The 16,637-nt window shown below is 72.0% G+C and carries 5 protein-coding genes; 2 read left to right on the top strand and 3 right to left on the bottom strand.

Translation table 11 applies throughout. The features are described from left to right. Positions 1–10: 10 nt before the first annotated feature. Positions 11–8,497 carry a scabin-related ADP-ribosyltransferase gene (locus tag NFU81_RS00175; protein WP_251483457.1) on the bottom strand — a complete coding sequence of 2,829 codons (8,487 nt, stop codon included), beginning with the start codon at positions 8,495–8,497 and terminating at the stop codon, positions 11–13. A gap of 181 nt (positions 8,498–8,678) precedes the next feature. Between NFU81_RS00175 and NFU81_RS00170 the strand changes: the two genes are divergently transcribed. Continuing rightward, on the top strand, positions 8,679–9,563 hold the full coding sequence (locus NFU81_RS00170; protein ID WP_251483456.1) for a hypothetical protein: 885 nt from the start codon (positions 8,679–8,681) through the stop codon (positions 9,561–9,563). Between the two features lie 40 nt (positions 9,564–9,603). Next, positions 9,604–9,912 (top strand): hypothetical protein, encoded by a 309-nt coding sequence (locus tag NFU81_RS00165; RefSeq protein ID WP_251483454.1) that lies wholly within the window; start codon positions 9,604–9,606, stop codon positions 9,910–9,912. An 82-nt stretch (positions 9,913–9,994) separates the two neighbouring features. On the opposite strand, the gene NFU81_RS00160 is transcribed toward NFU81_RS00165, so the two are convergent. Continuing rightward, positions 9,995–14,671: an FtsK/SpoIIIE domain-containing protein gene (locus NFU81_RS00160; protein ID WP_251483452.1), complete on the bottom strand. Its 4,677-nt coding sequence runs from the start codon at positions 14,669–14,671 to the stop codon at positions 9,995–9,997. Next, a complete protein-coding gene (locus tag NFU81_RS00155; protein WP_251483450.1) occupies positions 14,646–16,250 on the bottom strand; it encodes a hypothetical protein in 1,605 nt (534 codons plus the stop codon). The genes NFU81_RS00160 and NFU81_RS00155 overlap by 26 nt, the downstream gene beginning before the upstream one ends. Between the last annotated feature and the right edge of the window lie 387 nt (positions 16,251–16,637).

The following is a 16,637-nucleotide window of genomic DNA, read 5'->3' as shown; positions in this document are numbered from 1 at the left end:
CCTTTGACGCTCATCGGACCTGCTGCCGGACGTCCACGAAGCCCGGATTGGTCACGTAGGGGCCGACCGGCCGGCCGGCGTCCATGCGCTGCGCCCCTCGGATGCGGTCCGCGCGAACCCCGCCGAGGAAGAGCACTTCCTGCCGCTCGGGATGCGGTGCGGCGATGTCCAACGACGCGTTGACGTCGGCTCCGCCGGGCGCCGCGATGTCGTACCGCCAGGGGTGGCGGTCCAGTACACCGGGTACGGGGCTGCCGGCGTCGGATGCCTGCCGGCGCAGCCACCCGATGTCGCGGGTCGCGGTGACCCAGAGGCTGTCGGCGGCTCCGCCGTCCTGCGCGTGGGCCACGACGTGCACCAGCCGGTCGCCGGCCGGGCGCAGGCCCACCGTGAACGCGCCCTCGGAGCCGCGCGGATCACCGGCCGAGAAGACGTACAGGTCCTCGGCGTCGGTACGCCACCGCAGCCCGTCCGCCCAGGGAGCGGCGGCCAACGCGTCGTCGACCAGGGTCGGTTCGAGGGCGGACACGCTCTGCGGGCGGACCGTCCCTGTCGGCCCCACGGTGGCGGGGTCCGGCGAGCGCAGGCTCAGCGGCGTCACCGCGACCGGCTCGTCCGCGTCGCCGGCGTGCCAGTGCCAGTGGCCGAGGCCGTCCTCGGCCGGCGCCGGCGGGGCGTAGACGCCGCGCAGGTTCAGGTCGGGGAAGTCGACGGCGTAGGCGGAGCCGGACGGGGTGTCGCCGTTGTGCCCCCACATGGTCCAGCGCTCCCCCCTCGCGATCGGCGTCGGGTGCTGCTGGACGACGGCGTCGAAGTCCGCCGCGGACAGCGTGTGCGGGGGCGTGGCGGAGGACCCCGGTGCGGGTTCTGACGGCACCGGCGGTGCCGGATCCGCCGCAGAGGCCGGGTGCGCGTCCGCCGCCGCGGGCAGGTGCGGGGCGATGTCCACATCGCCGATGAGGGCGTTCAGCAGGTGCAGGTACCGGTCCCGCACGCCACCGCGTTCCAACGTCCCTGGCGCCCGCTCGCGGTAGTCGCCCATCAGGCTGCCCTCGACCGCCGGGCCGTCCGGATGCGACGCGCCCCGGTACTCGTCGCGCAACCCCAGCTGGTGTCCGATCTCATGGGCCAGCTCCAGCGGGGGGGCCGTGACGCGCCAGGTGTGCTGCGTCGCCTCGGCGTCCGCGCCCACCGTCACCTTCAGATGCGAGTCCGCCCGCGTTCCACGCTCCAGCGTCACGTGCAGCACGTCGCCGCCGGGCAGCCGGTGGCCGCCCGCGTTGAAGACCTGGTGCACCCCGTCCTGCGCCCGGCGCCACAGCGCGTCCAGCTCGTGCGGTGCCACGTCCCCCACACCGTCCATGTGCACGCGCACCGACAGGTCGGTCACGTTCCTGCCCTCGAACGAGAACCGCCGCACGTCGAAGCCCGACGTGACGACGATGCGCCGCGGATCGTCCGGGCCGTACGGCCGGGACACCGGGTCCGGCCACGAGTGCTCCCGGTGCACCGGCACCGCCGCGCCCCGCACCGCGTCCCAGTGCGGACCGGTGCCGGCCAGGCCACGCGAGGCGTCCACGCCGCCGGGCACCGTGCCCGAATCCGCGGGCATGTGCGGTGCGACGGGCCCGTTCGACGGCCCTGGCGCCCGGGGCGACACGGCGTCCGTGATGTCGGCCTCCACCGCGGGCGCGGGCGGTGCGGTCGCGGGCGCGGCCGTGGCCTCTCGCCGCAGCCCCTCGCCCCAGTGCGGAACCAGCTTGTCCAGGATGGTCGCGCGCACCTGGTTGCGCCGGAAGAGGACCTCTTCCGACACCTTCTGCCAGCGCCACATCTTCTTGGCCCCGGCCTCCTCCGCCGTGGTCTGATGGGCCAGGAAGGTCTCGACGATGTGGTTCAACTCCAGGTGGTCGTCGGCCAGTTCGACTCCGCGCTCGGCCAGTTGCTCGGGACCGGTCACCGTGCTGAGCGCTTCCACGTCCTTGCGCGCCTGCCGCTGCATCACCTCGTAGGCGTGCTTCAGGTGCGTGTCGCTGTCGCTCAGACGGGCGACGTTCTCGACGGCGAGCCGGTCCAGTTCGTCCAGCCGGTCCTGGGCGGCACGCTGGTAGAGGGTCCTGGTGTACGACCACTCGTGGCCGGGGGCGAACTGGACCGGCCGGTTGTCGAACCGGACCAGCCGCGTCTGGTCCAGGTTGTGGAAACTGGCGTGGACCTCCTGGCTGAGGAACTGCCAGCCCTCGGGGCCGCGGTACATCACATTGATGATCTCGGGCAGCCCCTCAGGATTCCTGCCCTGGTATTCGGCGTGGCCGAACCAGTCCGTCGGCCGCCGGGCCATCCGGAACTCCTCGGAATTCAACCGGTGGCTGCTCGGCGACTGGTAATGCCACGCGGTGAACGTCTCGGCCTCGCGCCCCGGAGTCACCGTCAGCGCGCAACCGTTCATCGTGCCGGTGAACACGAAGTCCGGGTTGAACTCCCCGCCGCGCCCCATCGGGATGGTCCGGTGGCCGATGTGGGCGGCCGGGTCCGTGGTGACGCCGGTCTTGTACGGCACGTAGTGCGCCGCGATGTAGTCCGCGTCGGGGCCGATCCGCGGCATCTCCCGGCCGCCGAGGATGGCCTGGAGCTCGGGGTCGGCCGAGTACGCGTGAGCGTACTTCTCCACCGCGGGCGTCAGCAGGTAGACGTTGTGCTCGTCGGCGGCGGGGCTCCTGGTCAGCGTGAACCAGTGACGTTCCTGGTCGTCCAGCCACTTCACGAACGAGTTGTTGTCGATACCGAGGCCCGGGTGGCGGATCTCCATACCCTCGGACATCCGCAGGAGCACCTGGTTGTGCTCCATGAACTGCTTCGGCCCCTGGGTGAAGTCGCCGACCTCCGCGACGGAGTGCGTCTGTACGGGATGCGGCTGGGGCGCCTTCGGGGAGACCGCGTGCAGGGCGGCCGCCGAGGTGCCAGGACCCTCCGACGCCATGTGCACGCCGGCGGCCGGTGCCACCGCGGCCGGATCCACCGGTACGCCCTCCTTGCCGAGGGCGTTGAGGTGGTCGATCATCCCCTGGATGCGGGCGGCCTGGCGCATCCGCTCCTTGAGTAGATTCTCGGCCATCTCCAGGCGGCTGCCCTCGGCGACGTTCCGGAACACGGTGGTGCGTTCGACGGACTTGTCGGCGGCGACCAGCGCGCGGTTCAGGTGGAAGTGCGCGCTCTTCAGCCCCCCGTTGGTGCCGCCCGACAACTCCTTGACGGCCAGCCGTTCGCTGTCGTCCGCCCGGTCGGCCATCCGCGCACCGGTGAGAGCCACCGGGTCCAGGGTGCCGTCGGACAGGTAGCGCCCGTCGCCGTGCGGGTTGTGCACGTGCGTGGGCCGGTACGGCGCCAGGTGGGCGGTGTCCTGGCCCGGACGACCCGCGGCGCCCTCGCCGGGACGACCCGCGGCGTCCTCGCCGAACCGGCCCGGCACCGCTTCGCCGACGTGGCCGCCGGCGTGCTCGCCTGCACCTGTCGGGCGGGGGTCGATGGGCAGGCCGGAGCCGAACTTCGCCTCCGGCCGGTACATGCTGAAGACGATGTCGGCGAGTTTCTCGGTGGCCAGCTCCTTGGCCGCCGCGGTCTCGGTGCGACTGGTGATCGTGGCGCCGAGTCTCAGCGCCTCGTCCTCGAAGTCACCGCCGATCCTGGAGACCTCGCGCACCACCGACAGCGACAGGCCTTCGACGAAGTGCTCGCCGGTGAAGACCTCCTGCTCGAAGGAGACCCCGGCGGTCCGCGCACTGCCCTTCCTGCCGGGGTAGGTGTGGACCCAGCGGCTCTTGCTGCCCGTGACGGTGACGCTGTTCGCGTATTCGGTGGTCCGGACCGGACCCGCCCCCGGCACCTTCGCCTCCCTGGGCTTCAGTTCGCGCATCGCCAGGCGGTCCAGCGGTTGGAGCTGGTCGTGCAGGGACACCCAGCCGTCGTAGTGCGTGAGCACGCTGGAGTCGAAGACCATCGTGGTCGGGCCGTAGCGGGTGACCATCTTGGCGTCGTTCGCCTCGACCCGGAAGAAGGCGAAGTCGTCATTGCCCAGGCTGGAGGTGTTCGCGTCACTGCTCTTGCCGGACGTGAGGAACTTCGCGTCGCGGCGGGCCAGGTCGCCCTGCGAGGCCAGCAGACCCGAGTTGCCGATCGCGTGGTAGGCGGGGGTGGAGTGCTTGATGCGGTAGGGCAGGCCCTGCAGGGCCTCGAAGAGGTTCCGGAACTGCTCGTTGCCGTCCAGGAGTTCGTCCAGCGCGGTGTGCAGGTCCTTGAGGTTCTTCTCGGACCGTTCGCGGACGAAGAGCACCCGCTGCTCGGGCTTCAGGTCTCCCAGGCCGGGGATCGTCGTGCTCCACTGCGTGCCGGTCGGCACTTCCGCGTACGCCTTGGCGCGGCGGTAATTCTGCGCCTTGGACACCGCCGTCTTCCGCACCTTCTCGTCGAGCCCCGCTATGACGCGGGTGGCCCCCTCGTTGCTGGTGTGGGTGACCGCGCCGTGCTCGACGACCTCGTCCAGCAGACTGCGGCTGGAGCCGACCAGCGGACCGAGCTCGTTGCGCAGGGTGTACACGCCGCCGAACGGAGCGGCGTCCTTGGCATATCCCTTGAGCGCGGAGTCCAACCGGTTGGTGAGATGCTTGAGTTCGTCGATCCGGGCGCGGGCCAGCCCCCCGGGCGGCGACGGCTCGGCGAAATCCTTCAGCACGGTGCGCACCTTCTCGCCGAGGTCCGCGATCTCCTGGCCGGACCAGATGACCTGGTCCATGTCACCGCCGGCGCCCATGGCGCCCCGGGCGTCGGTGTCGAGCCGCCCGGCCCTGGCCAGGATCCGCTGGGCCAGGTCGGGGCTGTCGTTGCGGGTCAGCATGTCGGCGAACTGGTGCAGGTCCGTCTGGGAGAGCTCGTCGGTGTCGACGCGGACGCCGATCCTCTGGCGGTCGCGGTACTCCAGCGACTTCCAGTCCGACCACTTGGTGCCGGTGCCGGCCGTGCTGCCGTCGTGCTCCGACCAGCGGCCCACGACGAGTTCACCGTCCGCGTTGCGGTACGGCGGCGTCCACTCCAGCCGGACCGGTTCCGAGCTGTCCCAGGTCTCCTTGCGCGGCACCCGCGGCGGGAGTTCGATCGGCGGGATGGACGCCTCGACCTCGCGGATCAGCGCGGCGACGTCCAGGTCGGCTGCCAGTGCGGGCTTCGGACGGTCGGCCGCCGGCTTCGGCGCGTTCTCAGCCGGCCGGCTCGGCCCCGCATGCCCCGCCGGCAGGTCCGGCTTCCCGCTGCTCTCCAGCTTCAGTTCGAAGCGCACCGTCCGCGTGGCGGTGCCGACCTTGTAGTTCAGGAGCAGCTTGGTCGACGTGTTGACGTCGCGCAGGTCCTTGTCGGCGGCGGTGACAGTGATCTTGTCGCGGAAGGACTGGCCGCCGATCTTCTCCAGTGTCCGGTCCAGCAGGTCGGAGACATGGATCTTCGCGCCGTCCACCGGCACCACGAGTCTCTTCTCCTTGCCCAGCGTGTCCTTCCACGCCTTCTGCAGCCCCTCGGCCGTCTCGGCGGAGACCTCCAGCCTGGCACCGCCGCCGCGCATCTTCGGCAGGTCGCGGCCGAGCGTCAGGCTCGACAGGTGGTCGGCGATCTCGCGCACCGTCATGCGGGAGTCCGCGCCGTTCGGGAAGTGCGTCTCGTAGAGGTGCGCGACCTCGTCGGGGGACATGTGCGCCGTACCGGGTTCCTTGCCCTGCAGCCTGATGTTGACCTCGTGGTAGAGGTCGACGTCACGCGACAGGCCGCGCGTGGCGGTGCCGCCCGCCGTCCCGGGCGCATGCCGGGCGGCGTCGAGGTCCCCGGTCCCCGGCCCCTTCTGCGCGACCAGGGCGTCGATGCGCGACGTGATGGAGTCGACGTCCATGCTGAGCCGGGCCAGGTCCTGGCGGGCCGCGTCCACGCCGAGCCCGGCCGCTTGCGCGTCCATCTTCGCCGCGGCCTGGTCGATGTTCTCCGAGGGCTTCTCCAGACCGCCGCCGAGGTCCTGGAGTGTCTTCTCCGCGCGGCCCGCGTCTGCGGCGGCCTTCTCGTAGCCGTTCCACGCGGCCATCCGCTCGGCGCCCACCGTGCCGCCGACGCCGCCGGTGACGGCCTCGAACCTGCTGCGCGGCGGGTGGCCGGCAGCCGGCGGGGCGTTCTCCGGCCGTACGGCCACCGGCTCGGGCGGCTGCGCCCGGGTGTCGCGGGCCGGGGCCGCAGCGCCCGAGGTCTCGCCCGTGCCGCCGTCCTTCCGACCGGACAGGTCGAGGTCCTGGTGGGCCGACACGCCGAGTTTGTCGTCGTGCGCGGTCACCGCGTGGGAGCCGCCGCCTTCGGCGAAGAAGTCCGCGTCGTCGGTGGCGGTGCCCGGGGCCTTCGCGGACGTGGACGCGCCGGCCGGCCCCTCCGTCTCCTTCACGGACGGGGAGGTGGTGGCGCCCTCGCGGTTCGGTGCCTTGACGTCCACCGCGGGTGCGTGCGAGGCACCCGCGGTGGCGTCGGTGCCGGACGCGCCCGCCTCCCGGACCGGGGCCACCTGCGGCGAGGAGGACCCCTGGTGTCCCGCGGCCGTCCGGATGTCGGTGGTGCCCAGCGCGGCGTGCGCCTCGGGCGCGACAACGACCTGGCGCCCGGCGTCGTCGGTGACCGACATCGTCGAGAAGTTCACGTGCATGGCGGTGGCCGAACCGCTCTCCTCACCGACGCGCAGGCTGATGCCGTCCTGGTTCACCTTCAGCACGCTGACGTCGCCGTCCGCGATGCTGCGCAGTTCGGGGATGCCGAGGGCGTGGAAGTCCTCCGCATAGCCGTGCGCGGCGCGGATGCCGGACATGCCGTCACCGATCGCCGTGTTGAGGCCGATGGCACCGACCGACAGGTCGTGGCGGCCCGCCAGGCTGGAGATCCCGCTGTGGGAGCCGGCCGCACCCGAGGTCAGGGAGCCGGTGTCCATGCTCATGTGCGCCGAGCCGATACCGCCGAAGTGCGTTCCCATCGGCTCCAGCAGGCCGCTGACTCCGCGGTCGAAGCCGGTGGCGTGGTCGATCGCGGTGAGGTGGTCGACCGCGCTCGCCCCGGTGCCGAGGCTGGACAGGGAGTGGCCGATGGACGCCGGGTTGACGCCGGCGCCCAGGTGCACCGACTGGATGCTCGTCAGCCCGTGCAGGCCGCCGATTCCCACGCCGCCGTCGAACCCGTGCAGCGAGCCCGGGTTCAGCCCGGAACCGGAGTGGAATCCGTCGAAGTTCCCGGAAGCACCGAGGCCCATGTGCCCGGCCGCGCCGGCACCGGTGTGCAGGCCGCCCCCGACGATCGGCTGGGCCAGGTGCGCCCACGGAGTGGACAGCCGGGTGCCCAGGCCCATCGAGATCGCCGCCTTGGCGCCGACGCCCAGTTCGAAGAAGTCCAGCGGCAGCGTGGCCGACACGAGGAAGCGGCTGCCGAAGCTCAGCGAGTAGACGCCGATCTTCGCCAGCGGGCTGGTGACGCCGATCGTGGCGAGCCGGAAGTCGTTCCTGAAGGTGACACCGATCGTCTTGAGCGTCCCCAGCGTGAGCTTGCCGCCGTTGACGGCGATCGTGGCGATGCCCTTGAGACCGGCGAGGGTGAAGCTCTTCAGCGTCGCGAGACCGAAGGTCTGGCCGAGCGCGCCGGGATTGATGAAGATGTGCGTCAGACCGCGGGAGATGTCGCCGATGCCGGCGGTGAGGCCCTTGCCCAGGCCCTTCAGGGTGTTGAACAGACCCTTGGTCAACTGCCCGATGTTCAGGCCCTTGGTGGACGGGAAGAGCACGCCGATGACGGCCAGCACCATGTCCAGCGCACTTGCCTTGCCCTCGGCGAAGTCCACCGCGGTCTTGATGAGCAGGGCGACGTTCACGGCCAGCGCGATCAGACCGACCCAGCCGCCGAAGATCGCGCCGAGCACGGCCAGGATGATGCCGAGGATGCCCAGCGCCTCCAGGAAGAGCTTCCACCCGCTGATCGGCTGCTTGATCATGTGGGAGGCGTCCAGCAGCTTGTCCATGTACCGGCCGGCGGCGGTGTCGTAGTCGTTCTGCGCCTCGTGGGCCTGGGCCTTGAGTGCGACGAGTTTGTCGTCGTCCTTGGACAGCCCCTGGGCGCTCGCCAGCGCCTGGTCCGCCTTGGTCTGGGCCTCGACCACCGCGTTGAGGTAGTCGAGGGTCGCGGGCGCCGAGACGCCGAAGGAGTTGCCGACGGAGTCGATGAAGCTCTTCAGGTGGCCGTCGATCTTCTTGCGCACCGCTTCTGCGGTCTTGCCGATGAAGCTGTCGGTGGACTGGTTGAGCACCCGGTTCAGGCCCGAGGTGACCTCGCGGGCCAGCTCCCCCAGGTCTTCCATCTGGGTGTGCAGGTTGCGCAGGACGTCCGGGTCGCCCGGTACCGGATCGCCGTGCAGCCCCAGCGGGCTCCAGTCGCCGGGTCGTGCCATCTGCCCCTCCCCCACTTCCCGAACTTCTCACCGCCATCACGGAGGTGGCGGGCGAAAGGTTCACGAGGAGGGCACGCGGGCTCGTACGCGCCGGCGCGAACAGGCTTTGCGGCGGTGAACTTCGGACACCCGCGCTACGTGTACCGATCGGCGGGCCGACGGCGACAGGGAAGGACGTGGCATGCCCGACATCGTCATCGACTACGAACTCCTCAACCAGCTGGGCAAGGACACCGACACCCTCAAGCACAAGGTCTCCGACGCGCGCACCGGAGACCACAACTACAGCGAGAACGAGATCGGGCGCGTCGCCTGGGTCGTCTCGCTCTACTACCAGGCCTGGAGCGGGGCGTTCAAGCACGCCTGGGACCTGCTGGAGTCGCTGAGCGGGACCTACACCGCCGTCGCCCAGCAGTGGTTCGACCAGGACGCCGCCTACGCCGCCACCGCCAACGAGCAGGCGCAGGGCTTCACCCACGCCATCTGGTCGATGAAGAAGCAGGCGTACGACAACTGGCAGAAACTGTCGCACGAGCCGATCACCGTCCACGGGTTCGACAAGAACGGCAACCCGTACGAGATACAGACGACGATCGCCGACCCCGACAAGCCGCCGGAGGCCCCCGGTGACGAGCCCCAGCACTACGAGTTCACGTCGGCCGACGGCAGCGAGCACAGCACCACGTCGACGTACGACAGCGACGGCAAGCTCACGTCGAACGACACGTACGTCACCGACGGGGACGGCGGGATGTCGTATCACGAGCACACGGCGTTCGGGGACAACGGCAGCTATACGAGCACCGTCAACCACCCCGACGGCTCGACCACCGTGGAGACCGTGCACGGCAACTCGGACGGCACCGGCACCAGGACCGACGTCTACACCGGCCCCGACGGCGAGACCACCACGACGACATACACCGGCACCGGAGTGGGCGGGGATCACCCGAACCCGGTCTGGACCAACACCGACCCCGACGCCGCCAAGGACGACGACGGGGGCGGCGACCACGACGGTGGCGGCTCCAACGGCAGCCACACCGGTGTCGGCAGTACCGCCTGACCATCCCGAATCCGTCCAACCCGACCCCTGAGGAATCCCCATGGCAGTCAACAACGTCCAGCTTGAGTACCAGCAGATCGACACCGTCTCCTCGCAGCTGAAGAACGCCGTGGAGAACATCAGCCCGCAGCTGATGACGCTGCGGACGTCGGTGGAGAACCTGCTGAGCGACGGCCTGTTCCTCCAGCACACCAGCCCGGCCATGAAGACCGCCTACAGCCAGTTCACCGACCAGCTCCAGCAGGTGGTGACCAAGATCAACGACTTCGCCAAGCAGTTCACCGACATCAAGATCCAGATCGACGACATGGACACGAAGATGGCGGCCCAGATCAACGGGCACAAGTGACCCCCGGGTCCCTTCACCGCTGACGCGAACGGCGTGGGGGTGCCGGTCTCGACGACCGGCACCCCCACGCCGTCTTCCGCTGTCAGCCCGCGTCGGTCGCGGGGTCGCTCTCCGGCACCAGGATGGTGAGCATGCCGCCCGAGGCGTCGGTGGTGTAACCGCGCCCCGGTGTCCGGTTGGTCCTGATCACGTTGTGCGGCAGCCGGATGCCGAGGATGTCGCCCTCACCGATGCTCTGCGGGGAGAGCAGCAGGCCCTTGCGGGACCGCCGCACCGGGCCGAGCCAGGAACTCAGCGGCGAGACCAGCGACTCGGAGGCACCGGCGACGGCCACGCCCAGCGCCCGGTCCCGGCCCGAGGTGGCGACTTCCCGCAGCCAGTTGTCGGCCGGTGTCATGGACAGCAGGTCGGCGTCATCGACCAGGACGACCGCCGGCGCGCCGCCGGCCTCCTCCAGAGCCGCGGTCAACTCCTGCTCGGTCGGGGACAGCGAGGTGACCACGGCCGCCCCGCGGCGCCCCTCCAGGGCACGCAGCGGCGACTCCCGCGGCGCCATCGCGACGACTCCGGTGCCGGCCCGCAGCAACGACAGCGCCAGCGAGGCGAGCGCCGTGCTGCGGCCCGATCCGGGCGGGCCGGCGATCACATAGGTCGAGGCCACGCCGGAGAAGTCCACCCAGACCGGCGCCACATCGTCGCCGCCCAGGCCCACCAGGCCCATCAGCGGGCGCCGTTCGGCCGCCCCTGCCCGCGCGTACGCCTCCGCGAAGGAGACCGTCGTGGGCAGCGTCTCGATCCGGAACGGCCGGTCCCGCGCAGGCACATCGCGGTCCCGGCGGGTCGCCTCGGCGCCGATCAGCCGCAGCGCCTCGGCCTGCTCCTGGCCGCTGAGCCCGGCGGGCAGCACCGCCACCTGCAACTCGCCGCCGCCCTCGGTGCGGAAGCCCCGCCCCGGGCCCATCTCCGACGGGATCCGCTGACGCTCGATGCCCTGCATGGCGTAGTCGCCGACGTCGTTCATGCGCAGGATCAGCCGGTTGTCGTTCAGCGCCGCGATCCGCCCGGCCGTCAGTGCCCGTTCGGACGTGGCGATGACGTGGACCCCGGCCGCCGCGCCCTCCCGCAGCAGCGTCGCGACCTGGGAGATCATCCGGCCGTCCTCGATGTCGACGACGAGCGCGTTGAGGGTGTCCCAGCCGTCGATCAGCAGCACGATGTGCGGGGGCCGCTGGTCCTTGGGCAGCATGGCGCGCAGTTCGCTCAAGGTGCCCGCCGAGCGCGACGCCAGCAGCTCCTGGCGGCGGACGAGTTCGGCGGTGATCCGGTTGAGCAGCCGGCTGACCCGCTCCAGGTCGGCGCGCGGCACCACCGCGCCGGTGTGCGGCAGTTCGGTCAGCGCGGTCAGCGCTCCGCCGCCCGCGTCCACGGCGTAGAAGTGCACGTCCGCACAGGAGTTGGCGCGTCCCAGTGCGGAGGCGATGGTACGCAGCACCTGCGAGCGACCCGAGCGCGGCATACCGACGACGTACAGGTGGCTGAAGTTGTCGAGGTCCAGCATCACCGGCGGCTGGGCCTGGAGGGCGGGAAGGTCCTCGCGTGCCCACGCGGCCGGTACCAGCCGGCCGTCGTTCGTCGGGGCCGCGGGTGCCGGGAGGTCGGACAGGTCGAGGACACCGGGCAGGGCGGGCAGCCACGGGCTGGGCTGCGGTTGGTGCCCGCAGATCCGGGCCGCGTCGAGGATGCCGTCCACCAGGGCCATCAGGTCGGTCGGGCCCTCGTCCCGTTCCAGCTCGGGGAACTGGTCGTCGTAGTCCTCGGGAAGCCGGAGCGCGCGGCCCAGTTGCTGCCAGGGCAGCGCCGTGGTCCACAGCGCCGGCTCGTCACCGCCCTCGTCCGCCTGCGGGTTGGGCAGCGGCCCGCGCCCGGCCTGCGGGCGCGGCGCGCCCACGTAGGCGGTCTGGAAGCTCAGCGCGGACCGGTGGCCCAGCCGGACCAGCGCCCGGCCCGGGGTGTTCGAGGAGATGCTCGCCGCGTCCGGGACGTCCAGGACGTCGATGCTGTCGGTCACGTCGGTGACGCGCAGCGAGATCCGCAGGTTGGTGTTGGCCCGGATGTCGTTGGTGACGACGCCGGCGGGCCGCTGGGTGGCCAGCACCATGTGCAGGCCCAGTGAACGGCCGCGCTGGGCGATGCCGACCAGGCCGGGGATGAAGTCGGGGATCTCCCGGGCCAGGGTGGCGAACTCGTCGATGACCAGCAGCAGGCGCGGCATCGGCGGCAGTTGGGGCTCCCGGCGGCGCAACGCCCGGTACTCCGGGTGGTCCTTGGCGCCGACGGCGGCCAGCATGTGTTCGCGGCGGACGAGTTCGGCGGTCAGCGATGTCAGCGCCCGCTGCACCAGATGGCTGTCCAGGTCGGTGACCATGCCCAGGGTGTGCGGCAGGCGCACGCAGTCCTTGAACGCGCTGCCGCCCTTGTAGTCGACCAGGACGAAGGTCAGTTCGTCCGGGCGGTTCACCGCGGCCAGCGCGGCGACGAGGGACTGCAGCAGCTCCGACTTGCCCGAGCCGGTGGTGCCCGCGATGAGCGCGTGCGGACCGTCCTTGACCAGGTCGAAGGACGTCGACCGGTCGAAGCCCTGGCCGACCAGCGCCGCGGTGGACGACGGGCGCTTGGCCCACCGCTCCGCGATGACCTCGCCGGCCGGCGGTTCGAGGTCCAGCAGGTCGAGCAGCGAGACGCGGTCGGGCAGTCCGCCGGTGGCGTCCGGGGTGACGTCGTGCACCGGTGCGATACCGCGGGCCAGCCGCTCGGCCCACTGCGCCGTGACGTAGTCCGGCCGGATGCCGGTGACGTCGGGCATTCCGGTACGGCGCAGGGTCAGGGTGTGCTTGGCGATGGACACCACCGCGCTGGCCTCCTCGGGGAGCATCCGCTCCTCGCGGTCGATGCACAGCGGGTAGATGCCGCAGGCCGGACCTTCCTTGAGCACCTGGACCATGCCCGGCACGTCCCGCAGCCCGCGGGCGCCGTCCAGCACGACCAGCGTGTCGGGCTCGTTGAGCAGCGCCCCCCGCAGGGTGGCCTGCTGGGACAGGGTGCGGGTGCGGATCACGTTGATGAGCTCGGTGACCCGGTTGGCCACCGTCTCCGGGTCGTTGCCCAGCAGGATCACCGGGGCGTTGTCCTGCCCCGACGACAGGCCGGAGCGGGTGTGCGGCAGCCAGCGCGCCCACTGCCACGCGTCGGCGGCGCCGCTGTCGGTGAGCACACAGATCTTCAGGTCCCGCGGGCTGTGCAGGACCGCCGCCTGGGCGACCGCCCAGCGGGCCAGTGCCCGGGCCGGCTCCTCGGCGCCGGCGATGCCCACGACCTGGCTGCCGGCCATGTCCACGCCGATCGGCATGTCGGGGATCTGCCAGAAGGCGCTCCGGTGGTTGTCCTCACGGGAGGCGTCGTCCAGTTGCAGCAGCGACTGCTGCCGGGTGGTGCCGATCCGCAGGATGAGGTTGTCCGGGTCGCTGCGGCGGCGCTCCCACAGCCGTGCGCCGGGCCCGACCGCCATCAGCCCGATGACCGCGGGGTCCGGCGAGGACGCGACGCGTACCCGCCGCTCGGTGTCCACCTTGGCCCGTACGTCGGCCTCCAGGGAGGACCGGCGCAGCCGGTAGCCGGCGACCGCGTGACGGAACTCCCTGCGTCCGCTGCGGCGTCCGCTGGCCCAGTTGCTGACGCCCATGACCGGGCTGAGCAGCATGAACACCAGGTAGAAGTAGGACTGGAAGAAGTAGACCATGCCGACGCCGACGAACATCGGCGCGATCATCACCATGAAGGGAATGGGCTGGCGCTTCGGCGTGTCGGGCGGTCCGGGCAGCCGGAAGGTTTCGGGCTGGAGTGGGGGCAGCAGCCGCGGCGGCCGGTTGAAGTCCAGGCCGGCCTCCTTCACGGAGGGCACCACGGCGGCGTCCGCCCGGGTGGGCCGCGCCACCCGCAACAGGTGTTCGCCCAGGACCAGCTCCCCGTCCAGCCGCCACGGCGTCCAGCCTCGCGGCAGCGGGTCGGGCTCCTGCTCGCCCTCGTCCTCCGGCGCCGGTTCCGGCGGCAGCGCGACCACGTCGGGGCGCGGGCGCGGCGGCGGTGCCTGCGGGAGCGACAGCCGTACGGCCGCGTTGTCCTCTGGCAGCACCACCAGGACGGTGCCGTCCGGGCAGACCGTCAGCCGCAGCCCCTCCTCCGGCACGCCGGTGCCCTCAAGGCGTACCGAGCTGTCCACCGCGGGGCCCAATCCGTGGGCGCCCGGGCCGAGCAGGTGCACCCGGCCCGCGTCCGGGCCGCCGATCACCTGGAGTTCGACCACGGGCGCCGAGCCGGGCCGCCTGGGGGTCGGCATCTCGTGCCGACCGGGACCGTAGCGGGTGGCGGCGGCCGGTGTCGGGCGGCCGAGGCCGAGGGTGCTGCCGTGCGTGATGCCGGTGGCGGCGAGCGGGGTCTCGGGGTCGAGGAGCCGGTCGCCGAGATACAGCGACACGTTCTCGGGGGCGGAAGCGGTTTCGGGCGCTACGGCGAGGCTGGAGATTGCGGCGTCACCGCCGAAGGGGTCCGAGCCGGCGGGCGCGGGAGTCGCGGTGCCGGCGCCGTGGTGCGCGGCCAGCAGGTGCGGCGCCAATTGCGACACAGGGGTGTTGGGGGCCGCGTCGACGAGCACGTCACGCTGTTCGCGCCGCTCACCGTCAACGGTGGTGACGAGGAGCTTCACTGCCGTTCTGCCTTTCGTCTCGGGAGGATGGGGAAGTCTCAGCGGTCCGCGGACTCAAGGCGTTCGAGGAACCGCGGGCGCTCAGGGCGCTGTGGGACGTGTACGACCGGGGGTCCGAGGGGTCGCCGTTCTCCGTCCCGCCGGTGGCCTCGGGCTCCGCGAACAGTGCGCGGAGCGCGGGCGCAGGTGGCTCCGCGCCCTGCTCCGGCAGCCCGGCCGGGAAGGTGCGCGCGGTGGTTCCGGCCGGGCTCGTACCGCCCATGGCGGGCTCGGGCGAGGTGCCGGCCGGGTACGTGGCGGGCTCCGTCGCCTGCGGCTCGGACGGCACGGTGCGCCCGGCGCGCGTGGGAAGGGGCGGCAGCGGGATCGTGGGGGCCTCCGGCCGGAAGCGGGGCGGCCTGGGCCCCGAGGGCGCGGGCGGAATTCCGCCGCCGGCGCGCTTCGTTCGCTGTGACCCGCCCTTCCTGGCGGTGCGGGCGACCGCGGGGCCGAGCGGCGCGGCGTCCGTCGTGATGCCCCAGCCGGGAATCTCGACCCGGCCGCGGGAGTTGACCCGCACCTCAAGGCGGTGGCCGTTCACCGAGCCGACGACCAGGGCGCGCAGCAGGCCCTGCGCGGCCATCCGGGACAGCCGCAGCGACTGATCGGTGTCGGGCGCGGAGCACACCACGACCACCGGCCTCGCCGGGTCGGGCACGGAGCCCTCCAGCGAGTCCAGCGCCTCGTCCAGGTGCGGCCCGTCGAAACGGGGGTGCACCCCCTTGGCCACGACCACCTCGGCGCCGCCGTCGGGCAGGTCGAGGTACGCGGCTGCCGCCTGCACGAACGAGCGGGTCGCCCGGCGGTCCCCGTAGGTGCTCAGGATGCCGGGGCCGCGCAGCAGGTCGACGAAGACCGCCGCCGCGCCGTCCAGACCGAGCGGTACCAGCAGGCGCGGCGGGGCGGGGACCACGAGGGCGTCGGGGTCGGCGCCGTCCTGGCCCTGTGCGGCCTGCTGGGTGTCCTGGTCCCCCAGGATCTCCCGCTGGGCCTGCCGCAGCGTCTGCTCGGCGCGTTCGGCCACCTCGGCTGCGGTGGTGTGCCAGCGCAGGTCGTCGCCGCGGGTCTCCCAGGGGTAAAGAGCCTCGGGCACCCCGCGGCCGGCCAGTCGCACCGTGACGTCGCCGTCGCTGCGACGGGACGGGGGCCGGACCGCCACCGCGAGGCCGAAGGCGTCGGGCGCGGCGGGGGTCACCTCCGCGTCGACGTCGTCCAGGGCGGCGCGTGCCACCTCGGCAGGGCCGGTGGACACCAGCAGCCGGGTCAGCTGCCGGACCGTCGCCCGGAAGCGCAGGAACTCCCGCACCGGCTCGTAGAAGGCGCCCGCGGTGAGCCGGATCTGCTTGCCCAGCCGGCGCCGCGCGATCCGCCAACCGCCCTGTCGGCGCACCACCCAGTGCAGCAACAGCAGTACCAGGATCAGGAGTTCGGCCAGCGCCAGGACGGGGGTGGTCCACCCCGCGTGCCATTCCAGGGCCAGCGTCGTACGCGGTGGTGCCACCGGGGGCGGCTCCACCGGACCCACCTGATGGATGTCCACGAAACCTCGCAATGTGTCGCATGTCGGAGGGCCGGGACGCCTCCGGCCGCCAGGGCGCGGCAGGCGGCCTGGTGACGGACCCGTCCCCGTGCCCCACCGAGTCCACGTTTCCCGAGGGAAATACGTTCACCCCGCCGGGGGTCGAGGTTCACCGCGGTTGCCGCGGGAGGGCCGCCCAGGACGCCGCCGGCATCTCCGTCCCGATGGCAGCGGACCTCATTCAGAACCCTGGTGGGGCTCATGCGGTCTCGGCCTGGGCAAATGCCCTCACTGCCACCGTGGCGCCGGCGGACCGGAAGGGGGCGTACCGCTACGCGTCAGGAGACGTTCATCCGGGGGCCGAAATCCATCAACCGTCGACAGCCGCCAGATTTAATCTGGATGCCG

This window comes from Actinacidiphila cocklensis (assembly GCF_907177275.1).
Taxonomy (GTDB): Bacteria; Actinomycetota; Actinomycetes; order Streptomycetales; family Streptomycetaceae; genus Actinacidiphila; species Actinacidiphila cocklensis.
Note: the sequence above shows the minus strand (reverse complement) of the source record. Positions and strands in the feature narration are given on the sequence as shown.

What these genes read in the sequence shown, in the direction of transcription:
- NFU81_RS00175 (WP_251483457.1), bottom strand. Translation starts at nt 8,497, where the DNA reads ATGGCACGACCCGGCGACTGGAGCCCGCTGGGGCTGCACGGCGATCCG.
- NFU81_RS00170 (WP_251483456.1), top strand. Translation starts at nt 8,679, where the DNA reads ATGCCCGACATCGTCATCGACTACGAACTCCTCAACCAGCTGGGCAAG.
- NFU81_RS00165 (WP_251483454.1), top strand. Translation starts at nt 9,604, where the DNA reads ATGGCAGTCAACAACGTCCAGCTTGAGTACCAGCAGATCGACACCGTC.